Origin of the sequence: Natrialba chahannaoensis JCM 10990 (genome assembly GCF_000337135.1) — an archaeon.
Taxonomy (GTDB): domain Archaea; phylum Halobacteriota; class Halobacteria; order Halobacteriales; family Natrialbaceae; genus Natrialba; species Natrialba chahannaoensis.
On the sequence record NZ_AOIN01000059.1, the window covers coordinates 69,792 to 93,641 of the forward strand.

18 protein-coding genes and 2 pseudogenes are annotated in these 23,850 nt (G+C 62.7%); 8 read left to right on the forward strand and 12 right to left on the reverse strand.

Features of this window, described 5'->3' with window-relative positions:
* Positions 1–24 precede the first annotated feature (24 nt).
* Positions 25–1,341, forward strand: a pseudogene (locus C482_RS10565) (RNA-guided endonuclease InsQ/TnpB family protein).
* A gap of 85 nt (positions 1,342–1,426) precedes the next feature.
* On the opposite strand, the gene C482_RS10570 reads toward C482_RS10565, so the two are convergent.
* Together C482_RS10570 and C482_RS10575 are read right to left on the reverse strand one after the other, a co-directional pair.
* On the reverse strand, positions 1,427–2,605 hold the full coding sequence (locus C482_RS10570; RefSeq protein ID WP_006167603.1) for an NAD(P)/FAD-dependent oxidoreductase: 1,179 nt from the start codon (positions 2,603–2,605) through the stop codon (positions 1,427–1,429).
* A 66-nt stretch (positions 2,606–2,671) separates the two neighbouring features.
* Entirely contained in the window at positions 2,672–3,892 is a 1,221-nt protein-coding gene (locus C482_RS10575; protein WP_006167605.1) for an NAD(P)/FAD-dependent oxidoreductase, read from the reverse strand.
* A gap of 132 nt (positions 3,893–4,024) precedes the next feature.
* On the opposite strand from C482_RS10575, the gene C482_RS10580 reads away from it, so the two are divergent.
* Together C482_RS10580 and C482_RS10585 are read left to right on the forward strand one after the other, a co-directional pair.
* The gene (locus C482_RS10580) at positions 4,025–5,026 is read left to right on the forward strand and encodes an ornithine cyclodeaminase family protein (RefSeq protein WP_006167606.1); all 1,002 of its coding nucleotides are present in this window, start codon (positions 4,025–4,027) and stop codon (positions 5,024–5,026) included.
* Positions 5,027–5,299: 273 nt separating this feature from the next.
* The gene (locus C482_RS10585; RefSeq protein ID WP_006167608.1) at positions 5,300–7,321 is read left to right on the forward strand and encodes a sensor histidine kinase; all 2,022 of its coding nucleotides are present in this window, start codon (positions 5,300–5,302) and stop codon (positions 7,319–7,321) included.
* A gap of 66 nt (positions 7,322–7,387) precedes the next feature.
* Here C482_RS10585 and C482_RS10590 read toward each other — a convergent pair whose 3' ends face one another.
* Both C482_RS10590 and purL read right to left on the reverse strand, forming a co-directional pair.
* The gene (locus C482_RS10590) at positions 7,388–7,978 is read right to left on the reverse strand and encodes a response regulator (RefSeq protein ID WP_006167610.1); all 591 of its coding nucleotides are present in this window, start codon (positions 7,976–7,978) and stop codon (positions 7,388–7,390) included.
* A gap of 152 nt (positions 7,979–8,130) precedes the next feature.
* Positions 8,131–10,335 carry a phosphoribosylformylglycinamidine synthase subunit PurL gene (gene purL, locus C482_RS10595; protein WP_006167611.1) on the reverse strand — a complete coding sequence of 735 codons (2,205 nt, stop codon included), beginning with the start codon at positions 10,333–10,335 and terminating at the stop codon, positions 8,131–8,133.
* Positions 10,336–10,470: 135 nt separating this feature from the next.
* Here purL and C482_RS10600 point away from each other — a divergent pair, with 135 nt between their 5' ends.
* The gene (locus tag C482_RS10600) at positions 10,471–11,157 is read left to right on the forward strand and encodes a PHP domain-containing protein (protein WP_006167612.1); all 687 of its coding nucleotides are present in this window, start codon (positions 10,471–10,473) and stop codon (positions 11,155–11,157) included.
* Positions 11,154–12,326: an asparagine synthase C-terminal domain-containing protein gene (locus tag C482_RS10605; RefSeq protein ID WP_006167617.1), complete on the forward strand. Its 1,173-nt coding sequence runs from the start codon at positions 11,154–11,156 to the stop codon at positions 12,324–12,326. Before C482_RS10600 ends, C482_RS10605 begins: the two co-directional genes overlap by 4 nt.
* A 2-nt stretch (positions 12,327–12,328) precedes the next feature.
* Here the strand turns inward: C482_RS10605 and C482_RS10610 are convergent, their stop codons facing one another.
* The 7 genes from C482_RS10610 to C482_RS10640 form a co-directional block, all read right to left on the reverse strand.
* The gene (locus C482_RS10610; RefSeq protein WP_006167619.1) at positions 12,329–12,667 is read right to left on the reverse strand and encodes a cupin domain-containing protein; all 339 of its coding nucleotides are present in this window, start codon (positions 12,665–12,667) and stop codon (positions 12,329–12,331) included.
* 77 nt (positions 12,668–12,744) lie between these two features.
* On the reverse strand, positions 12,745–13,836 hold the full coding sequence (locus tag C482_RS10615; RefSeq protein WP_006167620.1) for an Mrp/NBP35 family ATP-binding protein: 1,092 nt from the start codon (positions 13,834–13,836) through the stop codon (positions 12,745–12,747).
* Between the two features lie 308 nt (positions 13,837–14,144).
* Positions 14,145–14,453 (reverse strand): hypothetical protein, encoded by a 309-nt coding sequence (locus C482_RS10620; RefSeq protein ID WP_006167622.1) that lies wholly within the window; start codon positions 14,451–14,453, stop codon positions 14,145–14,147.
* Positions 14,450–15,865, reverse strand: coding sequence for an NrfD/PsrC family molybdoenzyme membrane anchor subunit (gene nrfD / locus C482_RS10625; protein ID WP_006167623.1), 1,416 nt, complete (start codon positions 15,863–15,865; stop codon positions 14,450–14,452). Before nrfD ends, C482_RS10620 begins: the two co-directional genes overlap by 4 nt.
* A complete protein-coding gene (locus tag C482_RS10630; RefSeq protein ID WP_006167624.1) occupies positions 15,862–17,508 on the reverse strand; it encodes a 4Fe-4S ferredoxin N-terminal domain-containing protein in 1,647 nt (548 codons plus the stop codon). The genes nrfD and C482_RS10630 overlap by 4 nt, the downstream gene beginning before the upstream one ends.
* Before the next feature lie 190 nt (positions 17,509–17,698).
* Entirely contained in the window at positions 17,699–18,373 is a 675-nt protein-coding gene (locus C482_RS10635; protein ID WP_006167625.1) for a helix-turn-helix domain-containing protein, read from the reverse strand.
* A 178-nt stretch (positions 18,374–18,551) separates the two neighbouring features.
* Complete coding sequence (locus C482_RS10640; RefSeq protein WP_006167626.1) at positions 18,552–19,430, reverse strand: alpha/beta fold hydrolase; 879 nt, start codon at positions 19,428–19,430, stop codon at positions 18,552–18,554.
* Positions 19,431–19,624: 194 nt separating this feature from the next.
* On the opposite strand from C482_RS10640, the pseudogene C482_RS10645 reads away from it, so the two are divergent.
* A pseudogene (locus tag C482_RS10645) lies at positions 19,625–20,508 on the forward strand (nitrite reductase).
* Positions 20,509–20,835: 327 nt separating this feature from the next.
* Here C482_RS10645 and C482_RS10650 read toward each other — a convergent pair.
* A complete protein-coding gene (locus C482_RS10650) occupies positions 20,836–21,894 on the reverse strand; it encodes a transcription initiation factor IIB (RefSeq protein ID WP_006167628.1) in 1,059 nt (352 codons plus the stop codon).
* A gap of 267 nt (positions 21,895–22,161) precedes the next feature.
* On the opposite strand from C482_RS10650, the gene gatC reads away from it, so the two are divergent.
* A complete protein-coding gene (gene gatC, locus C482_RS10655; RefSeq protein WP_006167629.1) occupies positions 22,162–22,440 on the forward strand; it encodes an Asp-tRNA(Asn)/Glu-tRNA(Gln) amidotransferase subunit GatC in 279 nt (92 codons plus the stop codon).
* A 6-nt stretch (positions 22,441–22,446) separates the two neighbouring features.
* Positions 22,447–23,754 (forward strand): Asp-tRNA(Asn)/Glu-tRNA(Gln) amidotransferase subunit GatA, encoded by a 1,308-nt coding sequence (gatA, locus tag C482_RS10660; RefSeq protein WP_006167630.1) that lies wholly within the window; start codon positions 22,447–22,449, stop codon positions 23,752–23,754.
* Positions 23,755–23,850: the final 96 nt, after the last annotated feature.

A 23,850-nucleotide genomic window follows, 5' to 3' on the forward strand; every position in this document is an offset into this window, starting at 1 on the left:
AAGTAGTTATACAGGCGCTTAACGATGCTGGAGGTCCACCGCACCCATCGAGCGAAAATCCGCAACCACGCACAGGTAGCGGAGTCGCTCGACCGGCACGGGTGGAGTGCCAGCAAGCTCTGGAACGTTGCGAACGATCACTCCCGGGAAGTCTGAGAGGAGACGGGCGAGATTCCTGACCACAAGGAGTTGAAAGACGAGTTGAAGGAACATCCAAAATACAAAGGACTACACTCACAGTCCAGTCAGCGGGTTCTGGAGGAACTCGCTGAAGCCTTCAACTCGTGGTACTCAAGTGACGATAACAGGGACAATCCGCCCGGCTACCGCAAACGCAACTACTACGACGATGAGGGCCGTCGCGTCCACGAAGAACACCCGCGTTCCACCGTGACGTGGAAACAAAACGGTATCCGCCACGACACCAAACACAACCGTGTCCGCCTCTCCAAGGGTGCGAATCACAAGGAACACCCGAAAGCGTGGGAGTACATCCTTGTCGAATACGAGACGCGCCCCGGCGTCACGGTCGAGAACCTGCAACAGGTTCGCGCTGTCTACGACCAATCGAAAGAGCGGTGGGAACTGCACCTCGTCTGCAAAGACGAAATCGAGACGCCCACTGCGCCCGGTAACGAGACAGCGGGCATCGACCTCGGCATCAGCAACTTCGCTGCTGTCGCGTATAGCACCGATGACGCCGACCTGTACCCCGGCAACCGCTTGAAACAGGACGGGTACTACTTCCCGAAGGAAATCGCCAACTGTGACGACAGTGGTGGTGAACGAGCCACACGTCTCCACACGAAGTGGTCTGGGCGGCGCACCCATTTTTTCCACAGTCTCGCCAAACACATCGTCCAACGATGTATCGAGAGGGGTGTTGGCCGAATCAATATCGGGGAGTTGGAAGGCGTCCGCGAGGACGAGAACGGCGGCTCGAAGAACTGGGGCAAACACGGCAACCTCGACCTACATGGGTGGGCATTCGACCGCTTCACCTCGATTCTCGAATACAAGGCGAAAGTCGAAGGTATCGAAGTCGTGGAGGTGGACGAGCGCGACACGAGCAAGACGTGTTGTGTGTGCGGTCGGGAAGATGAGAGTCAGCGTGTTGAACGCGGGTTGTACGTGTGTGATGAGTGTGATGCGGCGTTTAATGCGGACGTGAATGGGGCGGAGAACATCCGTCTCAACATCAACGGTGAAAGTAACTCCGAGTCTCCGGCCAGTTTGGGTGGGGATAGGAGTACCGGCTGGTTGGCACAGCCCGGAGTCTACCTGTACGACTTGTCCAGCGGATTCCAACCGCAGGAACAAGTGGTAGACTGCAAACCCTAATATCCCAACCTCGGGATTCCTCCGCCTTCAGGCGGAGGAGGATGTCAAGGATAACAGCGAACCGCTCTCGCAACGCGGTGCCCGCTCAGACCACGTTTCGCTCCGTGCGCTCGGCGGCCGCTCCATCATCGTCGTCCTGATCGAAGCGGGTACTCGAGAGCGCTTCGATATCGAGCAGCGAGGGCTCGCCATCGAGGGCCAGTTCGGCGACGAGTTGACCGAGTGCGGGCGCGTGCTGGAAGCCGTGCCCGGAGAAGCCGGCGGCCGTGATGAAGCCCGGAATCGTCTCCTCGACGATCGCGTTGTCGTCGGGTGTGACGGCGTACAGGCCGGCCCAACCGCGCTTGATCGCGGATTCGGGGCCGAAGTAGCTGGTCCAGTCAGCCGCGGCCTCAAGGGCGTCAACCGCCCACTCGAAGTCCATCGAGCGGGTGTAGCCATCGGGATCGCGGGCAGGGTCCGTCTCAGCGAAGTGGCCGCCGACGAGTGCGTCGCCGTTGCGTTCGGGGCGGAAGTACGAGCCACGATCGAGGTCGATGGTGAGCGGGTCCGTTTCCGGAACCGGCGTCTCCGGCTCTGCGATAGCGATCTGTCGACGCTTCGGCGTGATTGGCAAGACGACGTTCGCCATCGCGGCGGCCTCGTGCGCCCACGGGCCGGCAGCGTTGACGACAACGTCGGCCTTGAGCCGTTCGTCGGGCGTTTCGACGCCCGTCACGCGCGGATCGCCACCCGAATCGTCACGGAGCACGTCGACGACGGGCGTCTTCGTTCGCACGTCAGCGCCCGCCGCCGCAGCGGCCTTCGAGTACGCCTGCAGCGCGAGATGGGGGTCGGCGAAGCCGTCGGTCGGCGAGTACGTCGCGGCAATGAATGTGTCTGCATCGATACCCGGACAGTGCTCCTGTGCGTCCTCGGGGCTCAGGATCTTGCTCGGCACGCCGCAGTCGTTCTGCATCGCAACGGTATCCTCGAAGGCCGCTGCGGTCTCCTCGCTGCGCGCGAGAAAGAGATAGCCGTTCTTCCGATAGTCGATATCCGTCCCGAAGCGCTCGTCGAACTCATCCCAGACACGCATGCTCTCGCGGGAGAGTTCGACGTTGATCGGTGTCGAGAACTGCGCGCGGATACCGCCGGCGGCGCGCTCCGTGCTTCCAGAACCGATCGACCCCTTCTCGCAGACAGTCACGTCAGCGCCGCGTGCTGCCAGTTCGTAGGCGCTCGCCAGGCCGACGATCCCTCCACCGATAACGACGACATTCATGTGGTGTCCAAACACACCACGACGAATAAGGATTCGCTCGCTCGGCTGGCACTACAGCGAGTCCGATCAGAACCGTTCTGGACCCACCCGCTCCAGATGCTCCCGATCCAACTCGCCCGCAACCGCGTCGGCAACGAGGTCGGCCACCGCCGGCGCGAGCGTAATCCCGAGTCCCGTCAAGCCGCAGGCGACGACGAAGCCCGACACCTTCGTCTCGCCGACGATCGGCCGGCCGTCAGGCGTCACCGTCCGGTAGCCGACCCACTCCTCGGTGATCGTCGCATCGTCGAATCCGGACACAAGACTGGCGACATCCGGTGCATCGCTTCGGAACGAGTCGGGGAGGTCGCGCTCATCTAACTCGAGTACACTCTCCTCAGCGTACCCGGTGTTGAACTCGCCGACGACGGCACGACGTGGTGCCGGTGAGCCGTCTGCGGCACCGGGTCTGACGTAGCGTTTGGACTCGAGGATGGTGAACGGGGTGGCTTTGGGGTTGGAGTTGGACCTGGTGGTATCGGCGTCCTGGGACGCGGACGAGGGGCACTCGAGTTCAGCCATCGGGCCGACGGTGTGTGCGAGGGGGAGGGAGACGCCGACTGTGTTGTTCAGTTGCGGTGCCCAGGGACCGGCGGCGTTGATGACGGTGTCGGCGTCAAGGTGGGTGGTATTGGTGACGGTGTTGGTGTCAGTGCTGATGTCGACACCGGAGACAGATCCATCTCGAGTTCGGATGTCAGTGACCTCGACGCCGGTACGAACGTCCACACCAGCATCTCGGGCGCAGGCTGCGAACCAGGACGCGACGGCAGCCGGATTGCATCGCAGGTCCGCGGTGGTGTGTAGCCCGCCGGCGAACTCGTCAGGGACCTGTCCGTCGTCGAAATCCGTCGAGCCGTCGAATCCCGTGGGGTCGATACCGTACTCGGTGAGTTCGTCGGACGTTCGAAACGCGGCATCGACACCGTGTTCGGCAAGCGTCGCCGCGGAGCGCTCAAGGCGCTCGGCGTACGCCGGCGTTTCGGCGAGGTAGAGCGTTCCAATCCGTTCTGCCTCGAGATCACTCTCTTCGAAGAGTCGCTGGTAGGCCTCCCAGGCGCGGTTCCGGAGCCCCACGTCGAACGGCGTCGGCTCGACCGCGGCGCGCATGACCATCCCCGCGGAGGCCGCCGTCGTTTCGGTTCCGATCTCGCCGCGCTCGACGAGCGTAACCTCGTGGTCCGTCGGGCCGAGCCGCGCGGCGGTCGCGGTACCGATACTGCCGCCGCCGACGATAACGATCTTCATGAGATATAGTACCACGGCATCCGGGAAACGCGCTTCTATTCTGGTAGTCTCGTCGAACACATGGGACCTGACGGATGAACCCGCGCGTCCGACATAGACTGAAGTAGCCACCGAACAATGCACCGGTAAACCATGGTTCGCGTCCTCTCTGCCGACGACGTGGCGTCAGTCCTCGAGATTGACGACCTCTTGCCAGTCGTCGCCGAAGCGTTCGAAAAGCAATACGCCGGCGCGGTCGAACGACCCGACCGTCCGCACTACCCGATCGGTATCGGGCTGGACGCTGACGCGCCCGAAGAGCCAACCAGCACGGGGCTCTGCATGCCCGCCTACATCCACGGTGCAAACTACGCTGCGACGAAACTCGTCGCCGTCTGCGAAGACAACGCTGAGCGAGATCTGCCGACGGTCACCGCACAGCTCTCGCTGACCGACGCCGAAACCGGCCAACCCGTGGGCTATCTCTCCGCCAATCGAATCACCAGCGCCCGGACCGGCTGCATTGGCGGCCTCGCCGCGCGCGAACTCGCCGCCGACGGCCCCATCGACCTGGGAGTCATCGGCGCTGGCACACAGGCTCGCTGGCAAACCCGTGCCATCGCCGCCGCGACGGACGGTGCACTCGAGTCTATCCGCATCTACTCGCCGAGCGAGTCGCGGGTCGCCTGCGCAAACGAACTCGAGAAGGAGTTGGGCGTTCCCGCGGAGCCAGTCTCGAGCCCGCGCGAAGCAGTGTCGGACGCGTCGGTTATCGTGACGGGGACGACGAGCACGGAACCGGTGTTTCCGGGTGACGAACTCGGGCCGGGGACGCTCGTGATTGCCGTGGGAGCGTACACGCCAGAGATGCGGGAGTTGGACGACGAGACGATCGAAAGTGCAGATCGGATTATCGGTGACGTGCCGGACGAGGCGGCAGAGACGGGCGACCTCCGAGACCATCCAGATCAGGAGATAGAGCCATTGGGAGCGGTTCTGAGGGACGAGACTGGACGACAGCACGACGATGAACGCATCGTCGTGAAGAGCGTCGGGTCAGCGGTCCTCGACGCCGCGAGTGCAGAGACGGTGTTCGACCGAGCGGTCTCGGATGGGGTTGGAACGACTGTTCCATTAACTGGTGATGAGGTGTGAGAAGTTCGAGAGTGGCGAAGGTAATGAGAGTGACGAGAGCGATGAGAGGAGCGAGAGTTGGAAGAGGAGCGAGACGAGTAAGAGCACTAAGAAATGTATGAACCGGCACGTATTGACCTCGGCCGCGACACTGAAATATGGGCTTCGATAAGTACCTCTAGAGTAGTTGAGAATGGGCCGCACGAGTGTCGATTCTCCGGGAAGGGAATCATGGTGGCGTTGGTGGAATTGGACAGCCGGTTCGGGCTGGCTGAGCACAGCGGGTGAGCAGTTGTGACGCTTCGCTCCGTTCCGGTCGTCGACCGGATCACGGACGCCTTCTTCGCGCTCGATACGGACTTTCGGTTTACATACCTCAACGATCGCGCTGAGACACTACTGGAGCGCTCTCGGGCCGACCTGATCGGTCGCGTCATGTGGGACGAGTTTCCACAAACCGTCGAGACGCAGTTCCCCGATGGCTTTCACCGGGCGATGGAGAAGCAGGTCTCAGTCTCCTTTGACATCTACCACGCCCGGCTCGAAACGTGGTTCGAGGCGACGGCCTACCCCTCCGAAACCGGCCTCTCAGTGTACATGCGCGATGTCACCGAGCGCAAGCAACAGGAACGCGTGCTCGCACAACACGCCGCCGTCGTCGAGGCTATCTCCGATGGCGTCATCACGCTGAATCGAAATCGCGAAATCGTCTCGGTCAACGACGCCATGGAGTCACTTCTCGGCGTCGACCGTGAGAGCCTGCTCGGCGAACACGTCGAGATCGTACCCGAACTAGCTGCGATCGACAACGAGGACGCTGTCGAGATCGGCCGCGCCATCACTGACGTCGACATCGGTACCGCCGACACACGTCACGTCGAAGTCCCGTTTACTGACGCAGACGGGACGGACCGGATGGTCGAGTTCCGCTTCGTCCCTATCGAGGACAACAACGCAACCGTCGCCGGCATCATTCGTGACGTTACCGACCAGTACGAGTACGAACGCGTCGCCGCCTCGCTCCACGAGGTCACGCGCTGGCTACTCGAGTCCGACGATCCCGAGGAGGTCTGCTCAATCGCGGTTCACGCCGGCAGTGACCTTCTCAACCTGCCGATCAGCGGTATCTGGCTGCTTGATGAGGAGCAGGGGTATCTCGATCCCGTTGCGGGAACGGCGGGTGCATATGAGGAGTTCGGCGGGCTGCCACGGTTCAACCCGCCGGAGGGTCTCGTCTGGGATGTCTTCGAAGCGGGTGAGGTCGAATACTTTGACGACCTCACCGAGGTCGATGGGTTGTACAACGACGAAACGCCGTTGCAGTCAGAAATTATCGCGCCGATCGGCACCCACGGCGTCCTGATGACCGGATCGCTACAGCCAAACCGGTTCGACGAAACCGATGTTGAACTGCTCTCGACGCTGGTGGAGAACACCCGTGCGGCGCTCGACCGCGCCGACCGCGAGCAACTCCTTCGTGAGCGTACGAACGACCTCGAGCGCCAGACCGAGCGGCTCCAAGGCATCGCAGACGTGCTCTCGACTGATCTGAAACACCAGCTCGATGCTGTCTCCGAGGCACTCGAAGACGAGCGCGCAGGGACTGATGCCGGAAGCGGAACCCAACACAACACAGGCACCGCCAGCACCGACAACGCCTGGCAGTTCCCGCTCGCCGAGGACTCCGTTGAAACGATGCTCGATCGCACGGAACGGCTCGTCGACGATGTCAGAGAGTTCGCCCGGAACGCGACTGCCGTCGGCACGCGAAACCGTATCCTCCTCGAACAGGCAGTCCACACGGCCGCAACCGCGTCGCGACTCGACGCGGATGCAGTGGCACTCGAGGAGCCCGCCGTCCTCCGGGCGGACGCTGAGCGCTTTGCCCGACTGCTGGAGACGGCGTTCGACGACATTGCTGCCCGCGTCGATGAGGATGAAGCACCGGCTGGTGGGAGTGGTGATGAGACTGATGGTGCTGATGGCAATCGCACCACCGTTCGCATCGAACTGCTCGGCGTTTCAGACGACGGGCAGCCAACACCCACCCAGCCACAGGCTGTGATTGGGAGTGAATTCAACGAGCGCTCGCGTGGATTCGTCCTCGTCGACACCGCCGCGTCACCACCGATTGAGCCGTCTGATCGCGTGTTCGACGCCGACGCAGACGCCGACGACTCCGAGATGGTCGACGGACTTGGGCTCGCACTCGTCCGCGCGATTGCTGACGCACACGACTGGACGCTGTCGATCGAGTCAGCAGAGAACGGAACCCGCATCGAAGTTCGAGATGTGACGACGCTCGAGCCGCTGTAGACGGACACAAAGAGAGAAAGGGAGGAAAAGAGAAAGAGAGTGTATTACTCGGTTTCGCCGGCTGTATCAGTTCATCTCGTCAGCGTCGTCCGTCTCGTTCACCTCACGTTCCTCACTCGCCCTGTTCGCTTCGATCGCATCCGCAACCACCGTCGATATCTCCACTCGTGACCCCGCGAGCTGTGCTTCCAGTCGCTCGTACGCCTCGCTGTCAGCGAGTTGTTCCGGCGTCTTCTCGGTATCGAGCAGCGCCTTCTTCTCCGCAAGTGTAAACAACTCCTGGAGTTCCTCGTCGTACGTTGCACGCACTTCGAGTCGTTCGACTGCCTGTAACAACTCGTCCTTTGACACTGGCTTGACAAGGTAGTCGTCGAATCCCATGCTGACGATATCGAAATCCGGTTCGACTGCAGTCACCATTGCGATGCTGCAGTCCAGCTCGCGCTCACTGATCGTCTCCAGAACGGTGTCGCCAGAGAGTTCGGGCATCCGTCGATCGAGCAAGACAACGTCGACCGACTCGTCGATCAACTCGAGTGCCTCGGAACCATTCGAGGCCATTCGAGTGTCGTACTCGTCACCGAGCCAGACGGTGTAGAGATTCGCAAGATCGGGCTCATCCTCAACGATCAGAACGGTCGGGGTGTCAGTAGCCATGAAGCGAGATCCTCCGGTGTGTCGTTGGGGAACGACAGGGTTGTCATGGCAGTTGAACTGAGAATATATCAACATACCGGGACCAGATTCAGAACAGGGCGGTACGTGACGACGCAGTCCGATCGCAGCGACACGCGGCGTCGTGTATCGACTTACTCGAGTTCGTCCTCGATCGTCGAGCGCAGATTGCGAATCTCGGTTGCGTCGACCGTGATCGTCTCGTCGTCGACGGTCAGCGAGAGGGTGCCGTCGGTAGTCGCCGCGCCGAGAGAGACGACCGGCGCAACGTCGTCGAACGCGTCGCGGACGGCTGCAGGCGAGTCGGTCTGAATCACTGCGCGGCCGGGCTGTTCGTGGAACAGCGCACCCGCGGGATCGCTCACGTCGGGAATCGAGATGTCGAGACCCGCATCGTCGGTGACCATCTCTGCGAGTGCAACCACGAGGCCGCCGTGGCTCACATCGTGTACCGCGAGCGTCGCCTCGTCGTCTGCGACAGACGCGAGCGTGCTAACCAGATCGGCTGCCTGCTCGTCCGATGGAAGTACGGGGAACTGATCGCTGCCGTCGAACTGCGCGAGGTACTCCGACCCGCCGAGCGCGAACGCGTCGGACTCGAGTGCGAGGTCGCCGACGAGGAGGAGTTCACTGTCACCCTCCGCTGTGGGCTGGGCCTCGAGCGGCGGCGCGTCGTAGCCCGCCTTCGTGCCGACCATCGCGAGCGTCGGCGTCGGCGGGATCGGGCCGGCGACGGAGTCGTTGTACAGCGAGACGTTGCCGCCGACGACGGGCGTCGAGAGCGTCTCGCACATGTCTGCGAGACCGTCAACGATTCCTGTGAAGCCACCGTAGACATCCGGTTTCTCCGGGTTGCCACCGTTGAGACAGTCGACTGCCGCGAGCGGCGTCGCGCCCTTGGCCGCGATATTCGTCGCGTTCTCGAGTGCGATTGCGCGCGCACCGTCGTACGGTGCGGTGGTCGTCCAGTGTGGGGCTGCGCCGGAGGAGATAGCGAGTCCGGTGTTCGCTTCTCGAACAGCAACGATAGCCGCGTCGTCGCCCGGCCCGACGCTCGTCCGCACGCCGACTTCGTGGTCGTACTGGCGGTAGACCCAGCGTTTGGAGGCCGTGTTCGGGCTGGAGACGACCGAATCGAGGGCCTCGGAGAGATCGGCGTCCGGCAGGACGGTGTCGGGTTCCGCGGGGTCGTCCGCCGGCAGATCGTTCATCGGCGCACCCTCACCCAGGAAGTACGCGTCGACATCGACGACCGTCTCGCCCTCGAAGGTACAGGTGTAGTTTTCCTCGGTGACTTCGCCGATGACCGAGCAGCCCAGATCGAAGCGGTCTGCGATTTCTGCGACGCGGTCGACGTTCTCGGGTGCGACCTCGTAACACATCCGCTCCTGGGACTCGGCGAGCAGGATCTCGAGTGCCGACATATTCGGCTCACGCTGATGGACGGACTCGAGTTCGATCGCTGCGCCGAGGCCGCCCTTGGCGACGAGTTCGCTGGAGGCACCGCCCAGGCCGGCAGCGCCGAGGTCGCGTGCGGACTCGATCAGGCCTTCGTCGACGAGTTGTTCGTTGGCCTCGATGAGGAGCTTCTCGGCGTAGGGGTCGCCGACCTGCACGGCGGGTCGGTCTTCAGTTTCGGCGTCCTCGGCCAGGTCTTCGCTGGCGAAACTCGCGCCACCGAGACCGTCGCGGCCGGTCGCGTTGCCGACGAGGACGAGTTTGTTGCCGGGCTCCTGGGCTTCGGCGGTGACGAGTCGCTCCTCGTTCGTCAGGCCGACGCAGGCGACGTTCACCAGGGGGTTGCCCTCGTAGTCTGGGTGGAAATCAACGCTGCCCGCGACCGTCGGAACGCCGATACAGTTGCCGTAGTGGCTGATCCCTTCCACGACGCCCTCGAACAGGTACTTCGAGTGTTCGCGGTCGAACTCGCCGAAGTACAGTGAGTCTGCGAGCGCGATGGGGTAGGCACCCATCGAGAGGGTGTCCCGGACGATACCGCCGACGCCGGTCGCAGCGCCGTCGAACGGGTCGACGTAGGAAGGATGGTTGTGGCTCTCGATTCCCATCGTGATGTACGTCTGTGTGTCGTCTCCGTTCGTGTCCGCGTCCACGTCCGTCCCCTCGTCTTCGATCTCGGGCAACGCGACAACCGCAGCGTCGTCACCCGGTCCAATGACGACCTGGTCACCTTCGCTCTCGAACGCCGACAGCAACGGTCTCGAGGAGCGGTACGCGCAGTGTTCGCTCCAGAGGTTCTCGAACAGCGCCGCCTCCGCCGGGGTCGGCTCTCGACCCAGTTCCTCGACGACGAGTTCGTGATCCGAATCGGCAAGGCTCATTCACCTAGGTGATGAAAGTGCGGTGGTAAATGGGTTTCCATATCCACGTTCGTGTATATCGTCAGCGGCTACGGTCGTGACCGTGACAGCGCGCGGACCGAGGCGCTTTTGATCAGTCGCCGTGAACACGGAGGCGTGCTGTCGGTCGAACTCCACGCCCACTCGGCGCTGTCGTACGACGGCCGTGACCCGGTCGAACTCATCTTAGAGCAGGCCGACGCCGTCGGACTCGACGCGATCGCCGTGACAGATCACGACGAGATCGACGCAAGCCTTGAGGCCGCCGAACGCGCCCCCGACTACGGGCTGGTCGGCATTCCCGCCATGGAAATCTCGAGCAAAGCCGGCCACATCCTCGGCTTCGGACTCGAAGAAGCCGTTCCGCCGGGCCTCTCCTACGAAACAACTCTCCAAGAGATCCACGACCAAGGCGGCCTCGCCGTGATCCCCCACCCCTTCCAGGAATCGCGCCACGGTGTCATGGCCCGCATTTCGCGCGAAGAGCTCGCAATGGGTGACGCCATCGAGGTCTACAACTCGCGGCTGCTGACCGGCCGCGCCAATCGGCAGGCCGAACGGTTCGCTACATCTCGAAACCTCCCCATGACCGCGGGCAGCGACGCCCACATCAGCGAGATGGTCGGCCAGGCCGTCACCCGCGTCGACGCCGACGAGCGCTCCGTCGACGCCATCTTGCAGGCGATTCGGGAGGGCCGAACCACAGTCGAAGGCAAACGAACGCCCTGGCACATCAGCTTCCGCCAGGCCGCCGGCGGCGTCTCGCGGCGGGTCCGAAACGGCGTTCTGGGGCTATTTCAATGACTCCCACACCTCCATCGTCCCCACCGTCTGCGCCCGCGACCACACCCCAACTCCGCGGAACCGACCCCGACACAGTCCGGACCGCACTCGAGTCCGGCGAGCCACTGCCCGGCACGTCCGGCTTCGCTGGCGTCGTCGACATCGACGGCCGAGACCACCTCGTTCGCGACGTTCTGGGCCGCGTGCCGCTGTTCGTCGAGCGCGATCAGGCCCCGACCCCAACACCGACTGACGCGTGGGCGTACACCCCCGAAGAACTCGACGCTCCACTCCCGTTTCCCGCTGGAGCCGTCGCCACCCCTGACGACAGTGCACCGCAACAGCGGTGGACGCTCCCCGATCCCGACCCCGACCCGATCGAGGATGTCGACACAGCGCGGGCTGTACTCGAGTCCGCCATCGAGACGGCGGCGACCGAGGCCGCTGCAACTGACGCGGATATCGCGGTCGCCTTTTCGGGCGGTGTCGACTCCGCGCTCGTGGCCGAACTGCTCGATGCGCCGCTGTACGTCGTCGGCTTCCCGGATAGCCACGACGTTGAGGCAGCCCGCAGTGCCGCAGCAGCGATGGGCCGTGAGCTAACCGTGGTCGAACTCAAGCCGTCCGATCTCGAGCGTGCCGTTCCCGAAATCGCGCGTGCGACCGGGCGGGTGAACGCGATGGATATTCAGATCGCGCTCCCGCTGTATCTGGTCGGCGAACGCGTCGCTGCTGACGGGTTCGACGCACTCGCCGTGGGACAGGGTGCGGACGAACTGTTCGGCGGCTACGAGAAAGTGGTCCGACTCGACCACCGCGTCGAGGCCGAGACGACCCGTGGAGCGGTCCGTGAGCAGATTCGAAGCCTTCCCGAGCAACTTCCGCGAGACGTACGCGCCATCGAAGCCGCCGGCCTCGAACCGATCGCGCCGCTGTTACACGACGAGGTTGTCGACGCGGCGCTCCGCTTGCCCGACGAGTTGCTCGCCGACGAGGAAACGCGAAAGCGCGGCTTCCGCCAGGTTGCGGTCGAGTATCTGCCGGAGGAAGTCGCGATGCGGGACAAAAAGGCCGTGCAGTACGGCAGTCTCGTCGCGCGCGAACTCGACCGGCTGGCCCGCCAGGCGGGCTACAAACGCCGGATGGACGACCACGTGTCGAAGTACGTGGACTCGCTGCTCGACGAATAGCGTCAGGACGGCAACGGACACAGACTCGCCGTGAAGACCACCGTCTCGTCGGTCTCGTTTTTCGCTCCGTGGGCGACACCCCGCTCGTGGAGCACAGTTCCCGGCGCGTCGATTTGTTCGTGCTCGTCGTCCTGAATCACCGTCACCGTCCCCTCGAGAACGTGAAAGACGTTCGTGCTGTCGCCGTGTTCGTGTGCCGCCAGTTCAGCACCGGGGCCGAGCGCGAACGCCTTCACCAGCACGTCGTCGGTGACGACGAGTTCGGTGGACTCGAGTTCCCCTTCGTCTGGATCAAGCGCTGCCAGTGCGTCGTCGTATCGATCGAGTGATTCCGTGGCCATGGCTATCTGGTAGTCGATTCGTACCATGAACAGATAAAACAAGACGACAGCCTGGCCCTGCCGGCAGCGCCAGTACGTCAGTCCTCGAGTTCCGTCGGCAGCTTATCGGCTGGGTCGTCCGACGTGTTCGCATCGACGGTTCGGCGGTTCGTCTCGCCGATCCGGTCTGCGATGTTGGCGACGACCTCCTCGACGGACTCCTGTACCGGGCTGTCGTCGTCCTTGACGATCGCACCCTCGCTTCCCTCCGCACCGAAGTCGGGGTGGATCGGGATCTGGCCGATCAGTGGGACATCGTACTTGTCGACGATGGAATTCGCTCCCTCGGTGCCGAACAGACCGTGCTGGTCGTCACAGCTCGGACAGACGAACGAGCTCATGTTCTCGACGACGCCCAGCACCGGCGTGTCGTGCTTGTTGAACATCTGAATCCCCTTTCGGGTGTCCTCCAGGGCCATCTCCTGTGGCGTCGTGACGACGACCGAACCCGTCACCGGCATCGACTGCAGCAGATTCAGCGTCGCGTCACCGGTACCCGGCGGCAGGTCGACGATGAGGTAGTCCAGGCGACCCCACTCGACACCCTCCAGGAATTTCAGCATGAACTTGTTGACCATCGGGCCGCGGAGAATTGCCGGGTCGTCCTCCTCTTCCATCATGAAGCCCATACTGATGACGCGGACGCCGTCGGACCGGGGCGGAACGATGTCTTCGCTCGGCGTCACACCGGGTTCGCTTTCGACCGGCAGAATCTTCGGGATGTTCGGTCCGTGAATGTCGGCGTCGAGCAGCCCGACCATCGCGCCGCGCTTCTCGAGTCCGGCTGCGAGATTTGCTGCGACCGTCGTCTTCCCGACACCGCCTTTCCCGGAGGCGACGGCGATAACGTTGCGAACGCGGGGCAGGACCTCGTCGTCGAAGCCGTGTTCCGCGCCGGCGTGAGCGCGCAGGTCGGCCTCGAGACCGACGTCGTCACAGACCTCTCGAATCCGGTTGCCAAGCTCCATCTCGGAGGGCGCGTACGGCGTGTTGAACGCGAGCGAGATGCGAGCGGTCTCGTCCTCGATGGTGACGTCGTTGACGAGTCCGAGCGAGATGATATCCTCGCCGATATCCGGATCCTCGATCCCCTCGAGCTTGATCTTGAGTTCGTGTTCTGTAATGCTCATACTGAGTCTGTGTGTTATCTAGAGTACGGTTGCGAAGCGGGATACGTGTGATGGTTCACCTGTGGAACGAGTGTGCAGCATGTGAACCTGTGGACGGTGTAGACGTGCCGCTTGACTGTAGCTAGCAACAACCCGATCGTCGAAACCCGCTGGAACGAGTACACGAGTGGAACCGCAGTGACCCACAAAGACAGCGGGCTCGCTGTCAGCTGTGGTGTCGTCAAGAAATGGTGTGTCGGCGGTGCCGGTTGTAATTCGTGTGAACCGCAAGGCACCGGACCGGCACCGCAACGGCACTCGAGTGGTCCTTACGGACCAGGTGCCCCGAGTGGTTCCGGCAGGCCGCCATAGAAGACGACGCCGATGATGACGGTCAGGATGAACATCCCGATCCACATCTGGGCCGTAATCCCGACGAGGTAGGAGACGCCGAGCAGGCCGGTCTTGCTATCGCGGGGTTGTCCGATGAACCAGGCAGCGACCATCACGTAGACGGGGACGAGGATGACCCCGAAGATGAGGTAGGTCCCGATGTTCGGGAAGCCCGTCACACCCTCGGTCCCATCGTAGCCGTGATAGAGGATGAACGAGAGCGCAGTGGTAAGCGCTGGGATCATGCTTCAACCTCCGGCTGCTCTGCACTTTCGTCTACCGATTCGTGGTCGTGGTCGTGACCATGGCCGTGATCGCCACGAAGGTGTTCGACCGCGTGGAGTTCGACCACGGGGACGAGCTTCGACAGCACGAGGAAGAACAGAACAACCATACCGATCGTTCCGACGATCGACAGGAGTTCGATTACGCTTGGGAAGTATTCTCCCGGTGAGCCATCGTAGATGCTGAACGACGGGTACCAGAAGCCAGAGAGGACGAAGTACGTCTTCTCGACCAGCGTCGCGGTCAGCACGAGCAGGCCAGCAGCGATCGCGCGGCCCTTACTGAACAGCGACGGGCGGATCGTCTGTGCGAAGATGTACACCAGCACGCCGAGCACCATCAGCATCGGGACGACGTACATCGGGTGCGAGAACTTCGACGCAGTTGCGTCTGCGTGGTCCGTCGTTGGGTGGAAACTGCCCGTGGCGAGCTGCTGGAGCTGCAGCCAGAGGAACAGCAGGCAGAAGAATCCGAGCCACAGGAGCAACCCACGGAAGATGTCGTCAGTGATGATGTGGTCCCAGTCGTACGCGCGGCGGAACGCGTAGGACAGGAGGATCACGCCACTGATTGCCGACGTGAGTGCGATCGTCAGGAACTGTGGTCCCTGAATGCCACCGAACCAGCCAGGGTAGTTTGGCAGGACGGCGAACAGCCACGGAATGACACCGCCGTGAAGCAGCAGTGGTGCCATGATAATGATCGCGAGTGCGACCCACCAGACCATCCGGTCGATGACCTTGTCTTCGGCCTTGGTGTAGCCGAGGGTCAGCACGTTGTAGACCGGTGCGAGAAGGTCGGGAAGCTGCTTCCCGCCTACGTTGGGCGAGAACGATGGCAGGTCATCGCGTAGGCGTGCGATGTCGTATCGGAGCGTGAGCCCGAGGTACGTCGCGGTCAGCACGAAGTAGGCCGTAATGACAGTAACGTCCCACACCAGTGGCGAGTTGTTGACCGTGATGTGGTAGTGACCGAGGACACTCGTGACCATGCGGTCCGGGCGGCCCATGTGCACCAGAATGTAGAATCCTGCCGCGGAGAGGCCGGCGAGCGTCAGCATTTCTGCGAGGCGGGCGACCGGCATGTATCGATCCATGCCGAGCAGTCGGACCGCAGCGGAGAGGATAATTCCGCCGTGTGCGATCCCGACCCACCAGATGAACGCGCCGATGTACAGTCCCCAGGTGACACCGCCACCGCTACCCCAGTCGGAGAGACCGGTAACGGCCATTCCCTGTTGCAACTGGTACAGCCACCCGACGAGGAACGCGCCAAGGGCCAGTGCCGAGATGACGAACAGGAGGACGTACTTCTTTGTGAACGTGTGCATCGGCCGCAGGATGTCGTCCTCAGATGGCGTCTTGGTGCTCATAGGGACACCCCAGCGTCACCGACCGTCATCTCGTCGAGGACTTCCTTGCGGTTGTCTGCGAGCGGCACGGAACGCCCGTCAGCGAGGTCAGCTTCCACGTCCTCGTAGGCAACTGGCCCATCAACCTGCTTTGCCTGCGGGCCTGGCTCGTTACCCAGGTAGATGATGTTCGGGTTGGTACCCATGTCCTGGAGCAGTTGGAAGTTCGATTCTGGCTCTCCGGCTTCGTTCACGAGGACGGTCTGTGCCGTGCTCTCGCTTGGGCCATCGAACTCCTCGTCCTCGTCTGGTTCGTCAGCGAGGTCAAGCCCAACGAGGACTTCCTCGCTGTCGAGGTCAAGCCCGTGTGCTTCGAGCGCATCGAAGGCCTCGATGATGTTCTGTTCGTATTCGACGTATTCAGCATCGCCCTCACCGAAGTCCTCGGAGACGATTTCGATCGCCTTCATGATCCGGAGGTCCTCCTCGTCGAGGTCCTGGGACGCCTCCAGAACGGACTCTAGGTCGTCGTCCGCACCATCGAGGTCGTCCTCAAGTGCGGCCGCCGATGGAACGGTCATGTCGATATCAGAGAGCGCCCGACCACGAGCCGGGTTGTCGGCGTACCGCTGTGGGTCGCTGTTCTCGTCGAACATATTACCGAACTGGATCGCGTCCGGCGGACAGGCGTCCTCACAGGCAGTCGTACCAACCTTCTCTTCGCCGGCTAGACCGTCTTGGAAGGTTGGACACATCGTACACTTGCTCATGACGCCACGTGGAGCACGACTGTCGACCCAGCGACCACGGTCGTCGGTCATGTGATCGGCCTCGTGACCTTCTCCTTCCATTTCTTCGTGTGCATGTGCCTCGATGTCTTCCGTGGAGACATCCGGTTCGTCCCACTGGAAGTAGTTGACACCGTACGGACAGGCGACCTGACAGTACCGACAGCCGATACAGACGTCGTAGTCGGTCAGGACGAGCCCGTCCTTGTCACGAGTGTGACGCGCGGTCGTCGGACAGACCTTCTCACATGGTGCGTCAGTACAGTGCTGGCACGGCCGGACGAGTCGATTCTGACCGATGTCGACGGCGCTATCGTCCTCGTAGTCGAGGACGTACATCCAGTTGACACCACGGTCCAGGTTGTTTTCCTCTGCACAGGCCTTGACACAGGAGAGACACCCGTCACAGCGGTCGAGGTCGATCGCCATGCCCCACTGAACATCCTGCTCAGTGTTGTCGCCTTCCTGGGCGGCGGCGACGTTCGGCTGGCTCTCGCTGCCACCCTCTGCAGCACCGAAGGCACCGAGACCGACGAAGGCTGCACCGGCACCCATCTTCTTCATCATGTCGCGGCGACTCTCTTCGCCGTCGCTGTCGACACTTTTCAGCATCTCGGCGAAGCCGCCAGCATTCTTTTGGGCCTCTTCGTAGGCCTCCTCGGTTGGGCGGTCGTCGACGCCGAACTCCTCCATCACGTCGTCGTGATACTTCTCGTGGAAGTCGGCTTCAGAGAGTTCGCCCTTCGTGACGCGCATGGCGTCTTCGGCCATCTGCATCCCGAGGTCGCTGTCGTACTCGGTATCGTCGAGCATCGTCTCGAGTTCATTCTCCCACTCTTGGCCGAGTGGGTGGAACGATTCGTCTTCCGTACTCATCGCGTTAGAACACCTCTTGACATACGATTCCAGTCACAACGTGAGTACGCAACGGCACCCACTTGAATACGTTCATTTGCGGTTCCTCTAGAACGCACTCACAACTAGATATGTAAGAAGAACACAGTCGATTTCCACACCGTGGGAACCAGGGCGAATATATTCGTGTGTATAAGTACTGGCAGTCCCGTCAGCTACGTGCAAGCTGATCTTCGATCGCAGTTTCGGGGTCGGTGTCCGGGACGCGGTCGAGGAATCGCTTGATAATCGCCTCCTCCGCGCGGTGGAGTGTCTCGCTGCATGTCGACTTCGCAATGCCAAGATGCTCGGCCAGTTCGGTCAGTGAACTCCGACGCGGCGTATCGTAGTAACCCTGCTCGACGGCAGCAGCGAGCACCTCGAACTGTCGATCCGAGAGCAGTTGACTCTCGTGTAGCTGCTCAGTGACAGTCTCGATGCGATACTGCAACCCCAGTTGTTCGAACTGCGCTGCGAGTTCACCCAGCCGCTCGCGCGAACCGGTCACCTCGACCGTCGCGAGGCCGTCCTGAATCGTCACCGGCAACTCGATCGGCATGCCGGCGTCCCGCGAGGAAAAGAGCAACAACGGCTTCGTCGTCTCGAAATGCACCGTCGCCTCGCCATCGCTTCGCTGTGTGAGCGTCACCTCCGTCAGCTGCGGATGGTCGTTCATCGTCTCGAGTACCTGCTCGACGTTCGACCCGGTGATCTGGACGAGCGCGAAGCCGGTGTCTGCATCGGGAACCGCGGCGAGCACCCGGAACGTCGCGTCCGGGTTCGCGGTCGATACCTGCTGAATCCAGACGTGGTCGGGCAGCGTGATAGTGAGGGTCGCCTGCGCCATGGCAATCGTTCATCTGAGTGTTTGGACTGCACAACCAATAGGCTCAGTCACATTCCTACCGCGTGGGAATGACCGAGCGGGCCGGTCGAGAAGGGAAAATTCAACGAAGGAGGTTTCAGACCGGAGAGGGTCACACCTGTCGTGCAGATTGGACTCTCGAGAATTCCCACACACCGTCTCACGACGACAGGTGTGCCAGCAACTCCTCGGAGACTAACGCTGATGCCTCGTGTTGGGCCCAGTGGCTCGCTCCCGAAACCTGCACGAACCGACGTTGGGCACACTGCGAGATACTCCGCTGTGCGAGTTCCGTCGTCAGTGCAACATCCTCGTCACCCCAGATGAGAAGCGTGGGCGTTTGGAGTTGGTCGTCGTCGGCCGCGGGCATCGAGGGACCGAGCCTGATTAGCGGGTACCGGCCACTCGCACGGTACCAGTTGAGCATTCCGGTGAGTGAACCTGGCTGTTGCCAAGCGCGACGGTACAGTGCTCGGTCCGGTTCCGGGAACGTTCCAGTTTGCGCAGTCTCCGTCAGCGCCCGCTCGAGACGCTCGTACTCGTTCGCCCCGAGCAGTCGTTCGGGAAGCCAGGGGAGTTGAAACAGGAAGGCGTACCAGCTCCGGGCTTGCTGTTCGATCGAGGACCGCAACACCCGCTGAAACACCGCGGGATGCGGCGCGTTGATGACCGCCAGGCGGTCGACCAAATCTGGATAGCGGGTGGCGAGATCCCACGCGACGATGCCGCCCCAGTCGTGGCCGACGACGTGTGCGCGCTCTCGGCCTGCCGCCTCGATCTGATCGACGATATCCCGCGTCAGGTATCGCAGTCGGTACGCGCCGACACCCTCGGGCTTCTCGCTGCGGTTGTAGCCGCGCTGGTCCGGCACCACGACACGGTAGCCGGCCTCGAGCAGCGGCTCGAGCTGGTGTCGCCAGCCGTACCAGAACTCCGGGAACCCGTGGAGCAAGACAACCAGTGGACCCGACTCGTCGCCACCGGTAACCACGTGGAGACGAACTGTTGAGAGCTCGCGGGTACTCGAGTCCACGTCCACTGCTGGACAGACTGCTGCGTCGGGGGCGGTTGCGTCGTCAGTGGGTGACAGAGGGGACACTATAGGTGTCTGTCTCGACCCAGCCCCGTAAATCAAATCTGGGATGAACATGTTCGCCAGTGTTCTTCTGTCTCAAGAATCATCGATGCAGGTGACAAGGAGGAACGCATTTGTACAACTGAGGAGGAAGCCCAATGACCCAACCCACGGTACTCGCAAACCGACGACAGTTCGTTCAGGGAGTCGGCGCAGCCGGCGCGATTGCCGTCGCTGGCTGTCTCGACGACAGCGTGAGGCGGCCTGACGCGTCCGATGTAGAACCGGCTGCGGCTGACCGAGACGACGACGAAGAGCACGAAGACGACGGACTCCCACCAGCGGAGTCGCCAGATATCGACCACATCGCAGCCGACCCACAGGCACTCCCACCCCCGGTCGACTGGGACGAACCCGAACGCACGAGCTTACACTCGAGACGATCGAGGCCACGGTCGAGATCGAACTCTACCACTGTGCGGTGCCGGCGATGGACCAGCACATCAGCCTAGGGATGTTCGGTGCGATCCTCGTCGAACCCGCTGATGGCCTCCCGGAGGTCGACCGCGAGTTCTACATCGGGCAACACGAACTCTACACTGACGGCGAGACCGGCGAGGAGGGCCACCACCAATTCGACTTTGACGCCTCCGCGGACGAAGACCCGACCTACGTCCTGCTGAACGGTGAGGTCGGCGCGGTCAGTGCCGACGGCCCACACGGTGCACCTGAGGCCGAGGTCGGCGAAACCGTCCGCGTCTACTTCGCGAACGGCGGCCCCAACTTCACCAGTGCACTCCACCCGATCGGCAACGTCTGGTCGCGTCTCTACCGGGACGGCGACCTGCTCACGGAACCCGCAAAGAACGTCGAGACGACGCCGGTCGCACCGGGGACCAGCGTCGCAGGAGAGATGGAGCTGGTCGTTCCCGGCCCGATCAAACTCGTCGACCACGCGCTCTCGCGGGTTGTCCACAACGGTGCACTCGGCGTTATCGAGGTCAGCGGCGACCCCGACCCGGCGGTCTACGACGAGTCGTGATCCAGCGGCTCATCCACACGGTCTTTTTCTACGCAGATCATCGCAAAACACCTCGCAACTACGTCCACACCCGCAAACACTCACTCGAACAGAAGTGCAAATCGATCTCCGCCCCGTCGGTTCCCGCGTCGTGCGTCGTCAACGTGTACGCAACGTCTGGTTCTCGACAGTTGTCGCACTCGAGTACAGCAGCCATAGCCGAGTCGACCGGACAAACAGGCTTGAGTATGCACTCATTAGCACTCCATTCTGTCGAGTAGAACAATCTGGCGCAGCGACGAGCGCCAGTAAATAATTCGTTGAGTGCACTGCAATCGGCGACTCGATCTACACCGGTGCACCGCTCTCGGCTTCGAGCAGTTCGTGATACCGATTGCGAATCGTCACTTCGGAGATGCTCGCGACCTCACTGACATCGTTCTGAGTCACTTTCTCGTTCGTGAGGAGTGCGCCGGCGTACACCGCCGCCGCTGCGAGCCCCACCGGTGACTTGCCGCTATGGATGCCCGATTCCTTGGCCGTCTCGAGTAACTGCCGAGCGCGGCGTTCAGTCTCGTCGGAGAGGTCGAGATCGCTTGCGAAGCGCGGCACGTAGCTCACCGGGTCCGCCGGTTTGACTTCGAGGCCGAGTTCGCGGATTACGTAGCGGTAGGTGCGAGCGATTTCGTCCTTCTCGACGCGGCTGACGCCCGCGATTTCGTCGAGACTGCGCGGGGTGCCGGCCTGTCGGGCCGACGCGTACAGCGAGGCGGTCGAAACGCCCTCGATGGACCGACCTGGGAGCAGGTCCTCCTCGAGTGCCCGCCGATAGATGACGCTCGCGGTCTCGCGGACGTTATCGGGGAGGCCGAGCGCGCTGGCCATCCGGTCGATCTCACCGAGCGCCTGCTTCAGGTTGCGCTCCTTCGAATCGCGGGTTCGGAAGCGCTCGTTCCAGGTGCGAAGACGCTGCATCTTCTGGCGCTGGCGGCTGGAGAGGGACTTGCCGTAGGCGTCTTTGTCCTGCCAGCCGATGTTCGTCGAGAGCCCCTGGTCGTGCATCATGTTGGTGGTTGGGGCACCGACGCGGCTCTTTTCGTCCTTTTCGGCGGCGTCGAACGCGCGCCACTCGGGGCCGCGGTCGATCTCGCCTTCCTGGACGACGAGGCCGCAGTCCGCACAGACGGTTTCGGCGTGTTCCGCGTCGGACATGAGACGGCCGTCACACTCTGGGCACTGTTCTTGTTCTTGGCTTTGCTCCTGTTCCTGTTCTTGTGCGTGCTCGCGTTCGCGCTGTCGCTGTCGGTCGCCTGTCTGCCCGTCCTGCTCGTCCGTCTGCTCGCTGGACTCCGCCCGCTCAGTCGTGCGTCGCTCGCCGCTGTGAGTTCGAATACTGGAGTCAGTCATTGGTGGTGATACCGATCGAACCGTCGCTGAAAACGCCCTGTCAGTCATAGTCTAACACTCCGGCGTAACTTAAAAACTGTGATCGTACGGATATCTGAACGCGCGCCTGCGGAAGTAATCAGCGCTTCAGCCGTTCACACCCGATTCGATAGTCCTCCTCACTCGCCAACGTGCGCCCGAATCGTCGAGGCGAATGCAGGCCACATCACAGCCGCCAGCTGTCGCCGTATCGAAACGCTTACTCCCGACAGGGCGATTCGAACACGTATGAGCGACGACGCCGTCAACCCCGAGGCAGTCCGCCACGTTGCGGAGCTGGCCCGCGTCGACCTCGATGACGAGGAGGTCGAGGCGTTCACCGGCCAGTTCGCGGACATACTCGAGTACTTCGAAACCTTAGACGAGGTGCCGGAGGTCGAGCGCGAGGCTGCCCTGACGAACGTGATGCGCCCGGACGAAGAGCGCGACTCGCTGGACCGCGAAGAGGCGCTTCGGAACGCACCCGAGACCGAGGACGGCTTCTTCAAAGGACCGAACGTCTCCTGATCGGCTATGGTTGACAACATCTTCATCACGGACGAGCGAATCGAGGGCGACGAAGTCGCGGACGCAGACGGCCCACTCGCGGGCCGCACAGTCGCCGTCAAGGACAACATTTCGACAAAGGGCGTCGCAACGACCTGCGGGTCGGCGATGCTCGAAGAGTACGTGCCACCGTACGACGCGACGGTCATCTCGCGGCTCAAGGAGGCTGGCGCGACCATCGTCGGCAAGGCCAACATGGACGAGTTCGGCATGGGGTCGACCACCGAAACCTCGGCGTTCGGCCCGACGGACAATCCCGCTGCACCGGGCCACGTCCCAGGTGGCTCCTCCGGTGGCTCGGCCGCTGCCGTCGCCGCCGGCGAGGCCGACCTCGCGCTCGGCTCGGACACGGGTGGCTCGATCCGCTGTCCGGCCGCCTTCTGCGGCGTTGTCGGCATCAAGCCGACGTACGGCCTCGTCTCGCGATACGGCCTGGTCGCCTACGGAAACAGCCTCGAACAGATCGGCCCGTTCGGCGAGACCGTCGAGGACGCGGCCGCGCTGCTCGACGTTATCGCGGGACCGGATGAGCGGGACGCGACAACGCGTGAGGCTGCTCCCGAGGGTGAGCGCTACGCCGATGCCGCAACCGGCGACGTGGACGGCCTCACCATCGGTGTTCCCACCGAACTCCTCGAAGGAGCCGACGAGGACGTCGTCGACACCTTCTGGGACGCCATCGCCGACCTCGAAGACCAGGGTGCAGAGTACCACGAGGTCTCCCTGCCGTCCGTCGAACACGCCGTCGAGGCCTACTACGTGATCGCGATGTCCGAAGCCTCCTCGAACCTCGCCCGGTTCGACGGCGTCCGCTACGGCCCCGAGGCCGAAACCGAGGGCGACGTCGATACCGGGGGCAACTGGAACGAAACCTTCTCCCAGGTCCGCAAGGACGGCTTCGGCGACGAGGTCAAGCGCCGCATCCTCCTCGGCACCTACGCGCTCTCGGCGGGCTACCACGACAAGTACTACAAGAAGGCCCAGGACGCCCGCGCCTGGGTCAAGCAGGACTTCGACGAGGCGCTCTCCGAGGCCGACGTGCTCGCCTCGCCGACGATGCCGGTTACCCCGTTCGAGCAGGGCGAGAGTCTCGACGACCCGCTCCAGATGTACCTCGCCGACGCCAACACCGTCCCCGTGAACCTCGCAGATCTGCCCGCAATCTCGGTTCCAGCCGGCGAAAGCGACGCCGACGGCCTCCCCGTCGGCCTCCAGCTTGTCGGCCCCGCATTCGGTGAAGAGCGGTTGATTCGCGCGGCAAGTGCACTCGAGTAACATCGAGTAACGGTCCGACTCGAACCCGATTTTACGTCCACTCGTGGTGTGGCTGAGACCGCCGATAGCTGGGAGCGATGCCGCCGGAGCTGGTCA

Coding starts and splice junctions, on each gene's coding strand:
- gatC (WP_006167629.1), top strand. CDS start 22,162: ATGAGCGACGACGCCGTCAACCCCGAGGCAGTCCGCCACGTTGCGGAG.
- C482_RS10590 (WP_006167610.1), bottom strand. CDS start 7,978: ATGGCTACTGACACCCCGACCGTTCTGATCGTTGAGGATGAGCCCGAT.
- C482_RS10635 (WP_006167625.1), bottom strand. CDS start 18,373: ATGGCGCAGGCGACCCTCACTATCACGCTGCCCGACCACGTCTGGATT.
- C482_RS10580 (WP_006167606.1), top strand. CDS start 4,025: ATGGTTCGCGTCCTCTCTGCCGACGACGTGGCGTCAGTCCTCGAGATT.
- gatA (WP_006167630.1), top strand. CDS start 22,447: ATGGTTGACAACATCTTCATCACGGACGAGCGAATCGAGGGCGACGAA.
- C482_RS10575 (WP_006167605.1), bottom strand. CDS start 3,892: ATGAAGATCGTTATCGTCGGCGGCGGCAGTATCGGTACCGCGACCGCC.
- C482_RS10620 (WP_006167622.1), bottom strand. CDS start 14,453: ATGATCCCAGCGCTTACCACTGCGCTCTCGTTCATCCTCTATCACGGC.
- C482_RS10630 (WP_006167624.1), bottom strand. CDS start 17,508: ATGAGTACGGAAGACGAATCGTTCCACCCACTCGGCCAAGAGTGGGAG.
- C482_RS10610 (WP_006167619.1), bottom strand. CDS start 12,667: ATGGCCACGGAATCACTCGATCGATACGACGACGCACTGGCAGCGCTT.
- purL (WP_006167611.1), bottom strand. CDS start 10,335: ATGAGCCTTGCCGATTCGGATCACGAACTCGTCGTCGAGGAACTGGGT.
- C482_RS10650 (WP_006167628.1), bottom strand. CDS start 21,894: ATGACTGACTCCAGTATTCGAACTCACAGCGGCGAGCGACGCACGACT.
- C482_RS10570 (WP_006167603.1), bottom strand. CDS start 2,605: ATGAATGTCGTCGTTATCGGTGGAGGGATCGTCGGCCTGGCGAGCGCC.
- nrfD (WP_006167623.1), bottom strand. CDS start 15,865: ATGAGCACCAAGACGCCATCTGAGGACGACATCCTGCGGCCGATGCAC.
- C482_RS10605 (WP_006167617.1), top strand. CDS start 11,154: ATGACTCCCACACCTCCATCGTCCCCACCGTCTGCGCCCGCGACCACA.
- C482_RS10615 (WP_006167620.1), bottom strand. CDS start 13,836: ATGAGCATTACAGAACACGAACTCAAGATCAAGCTCGAGGGGATCGAG.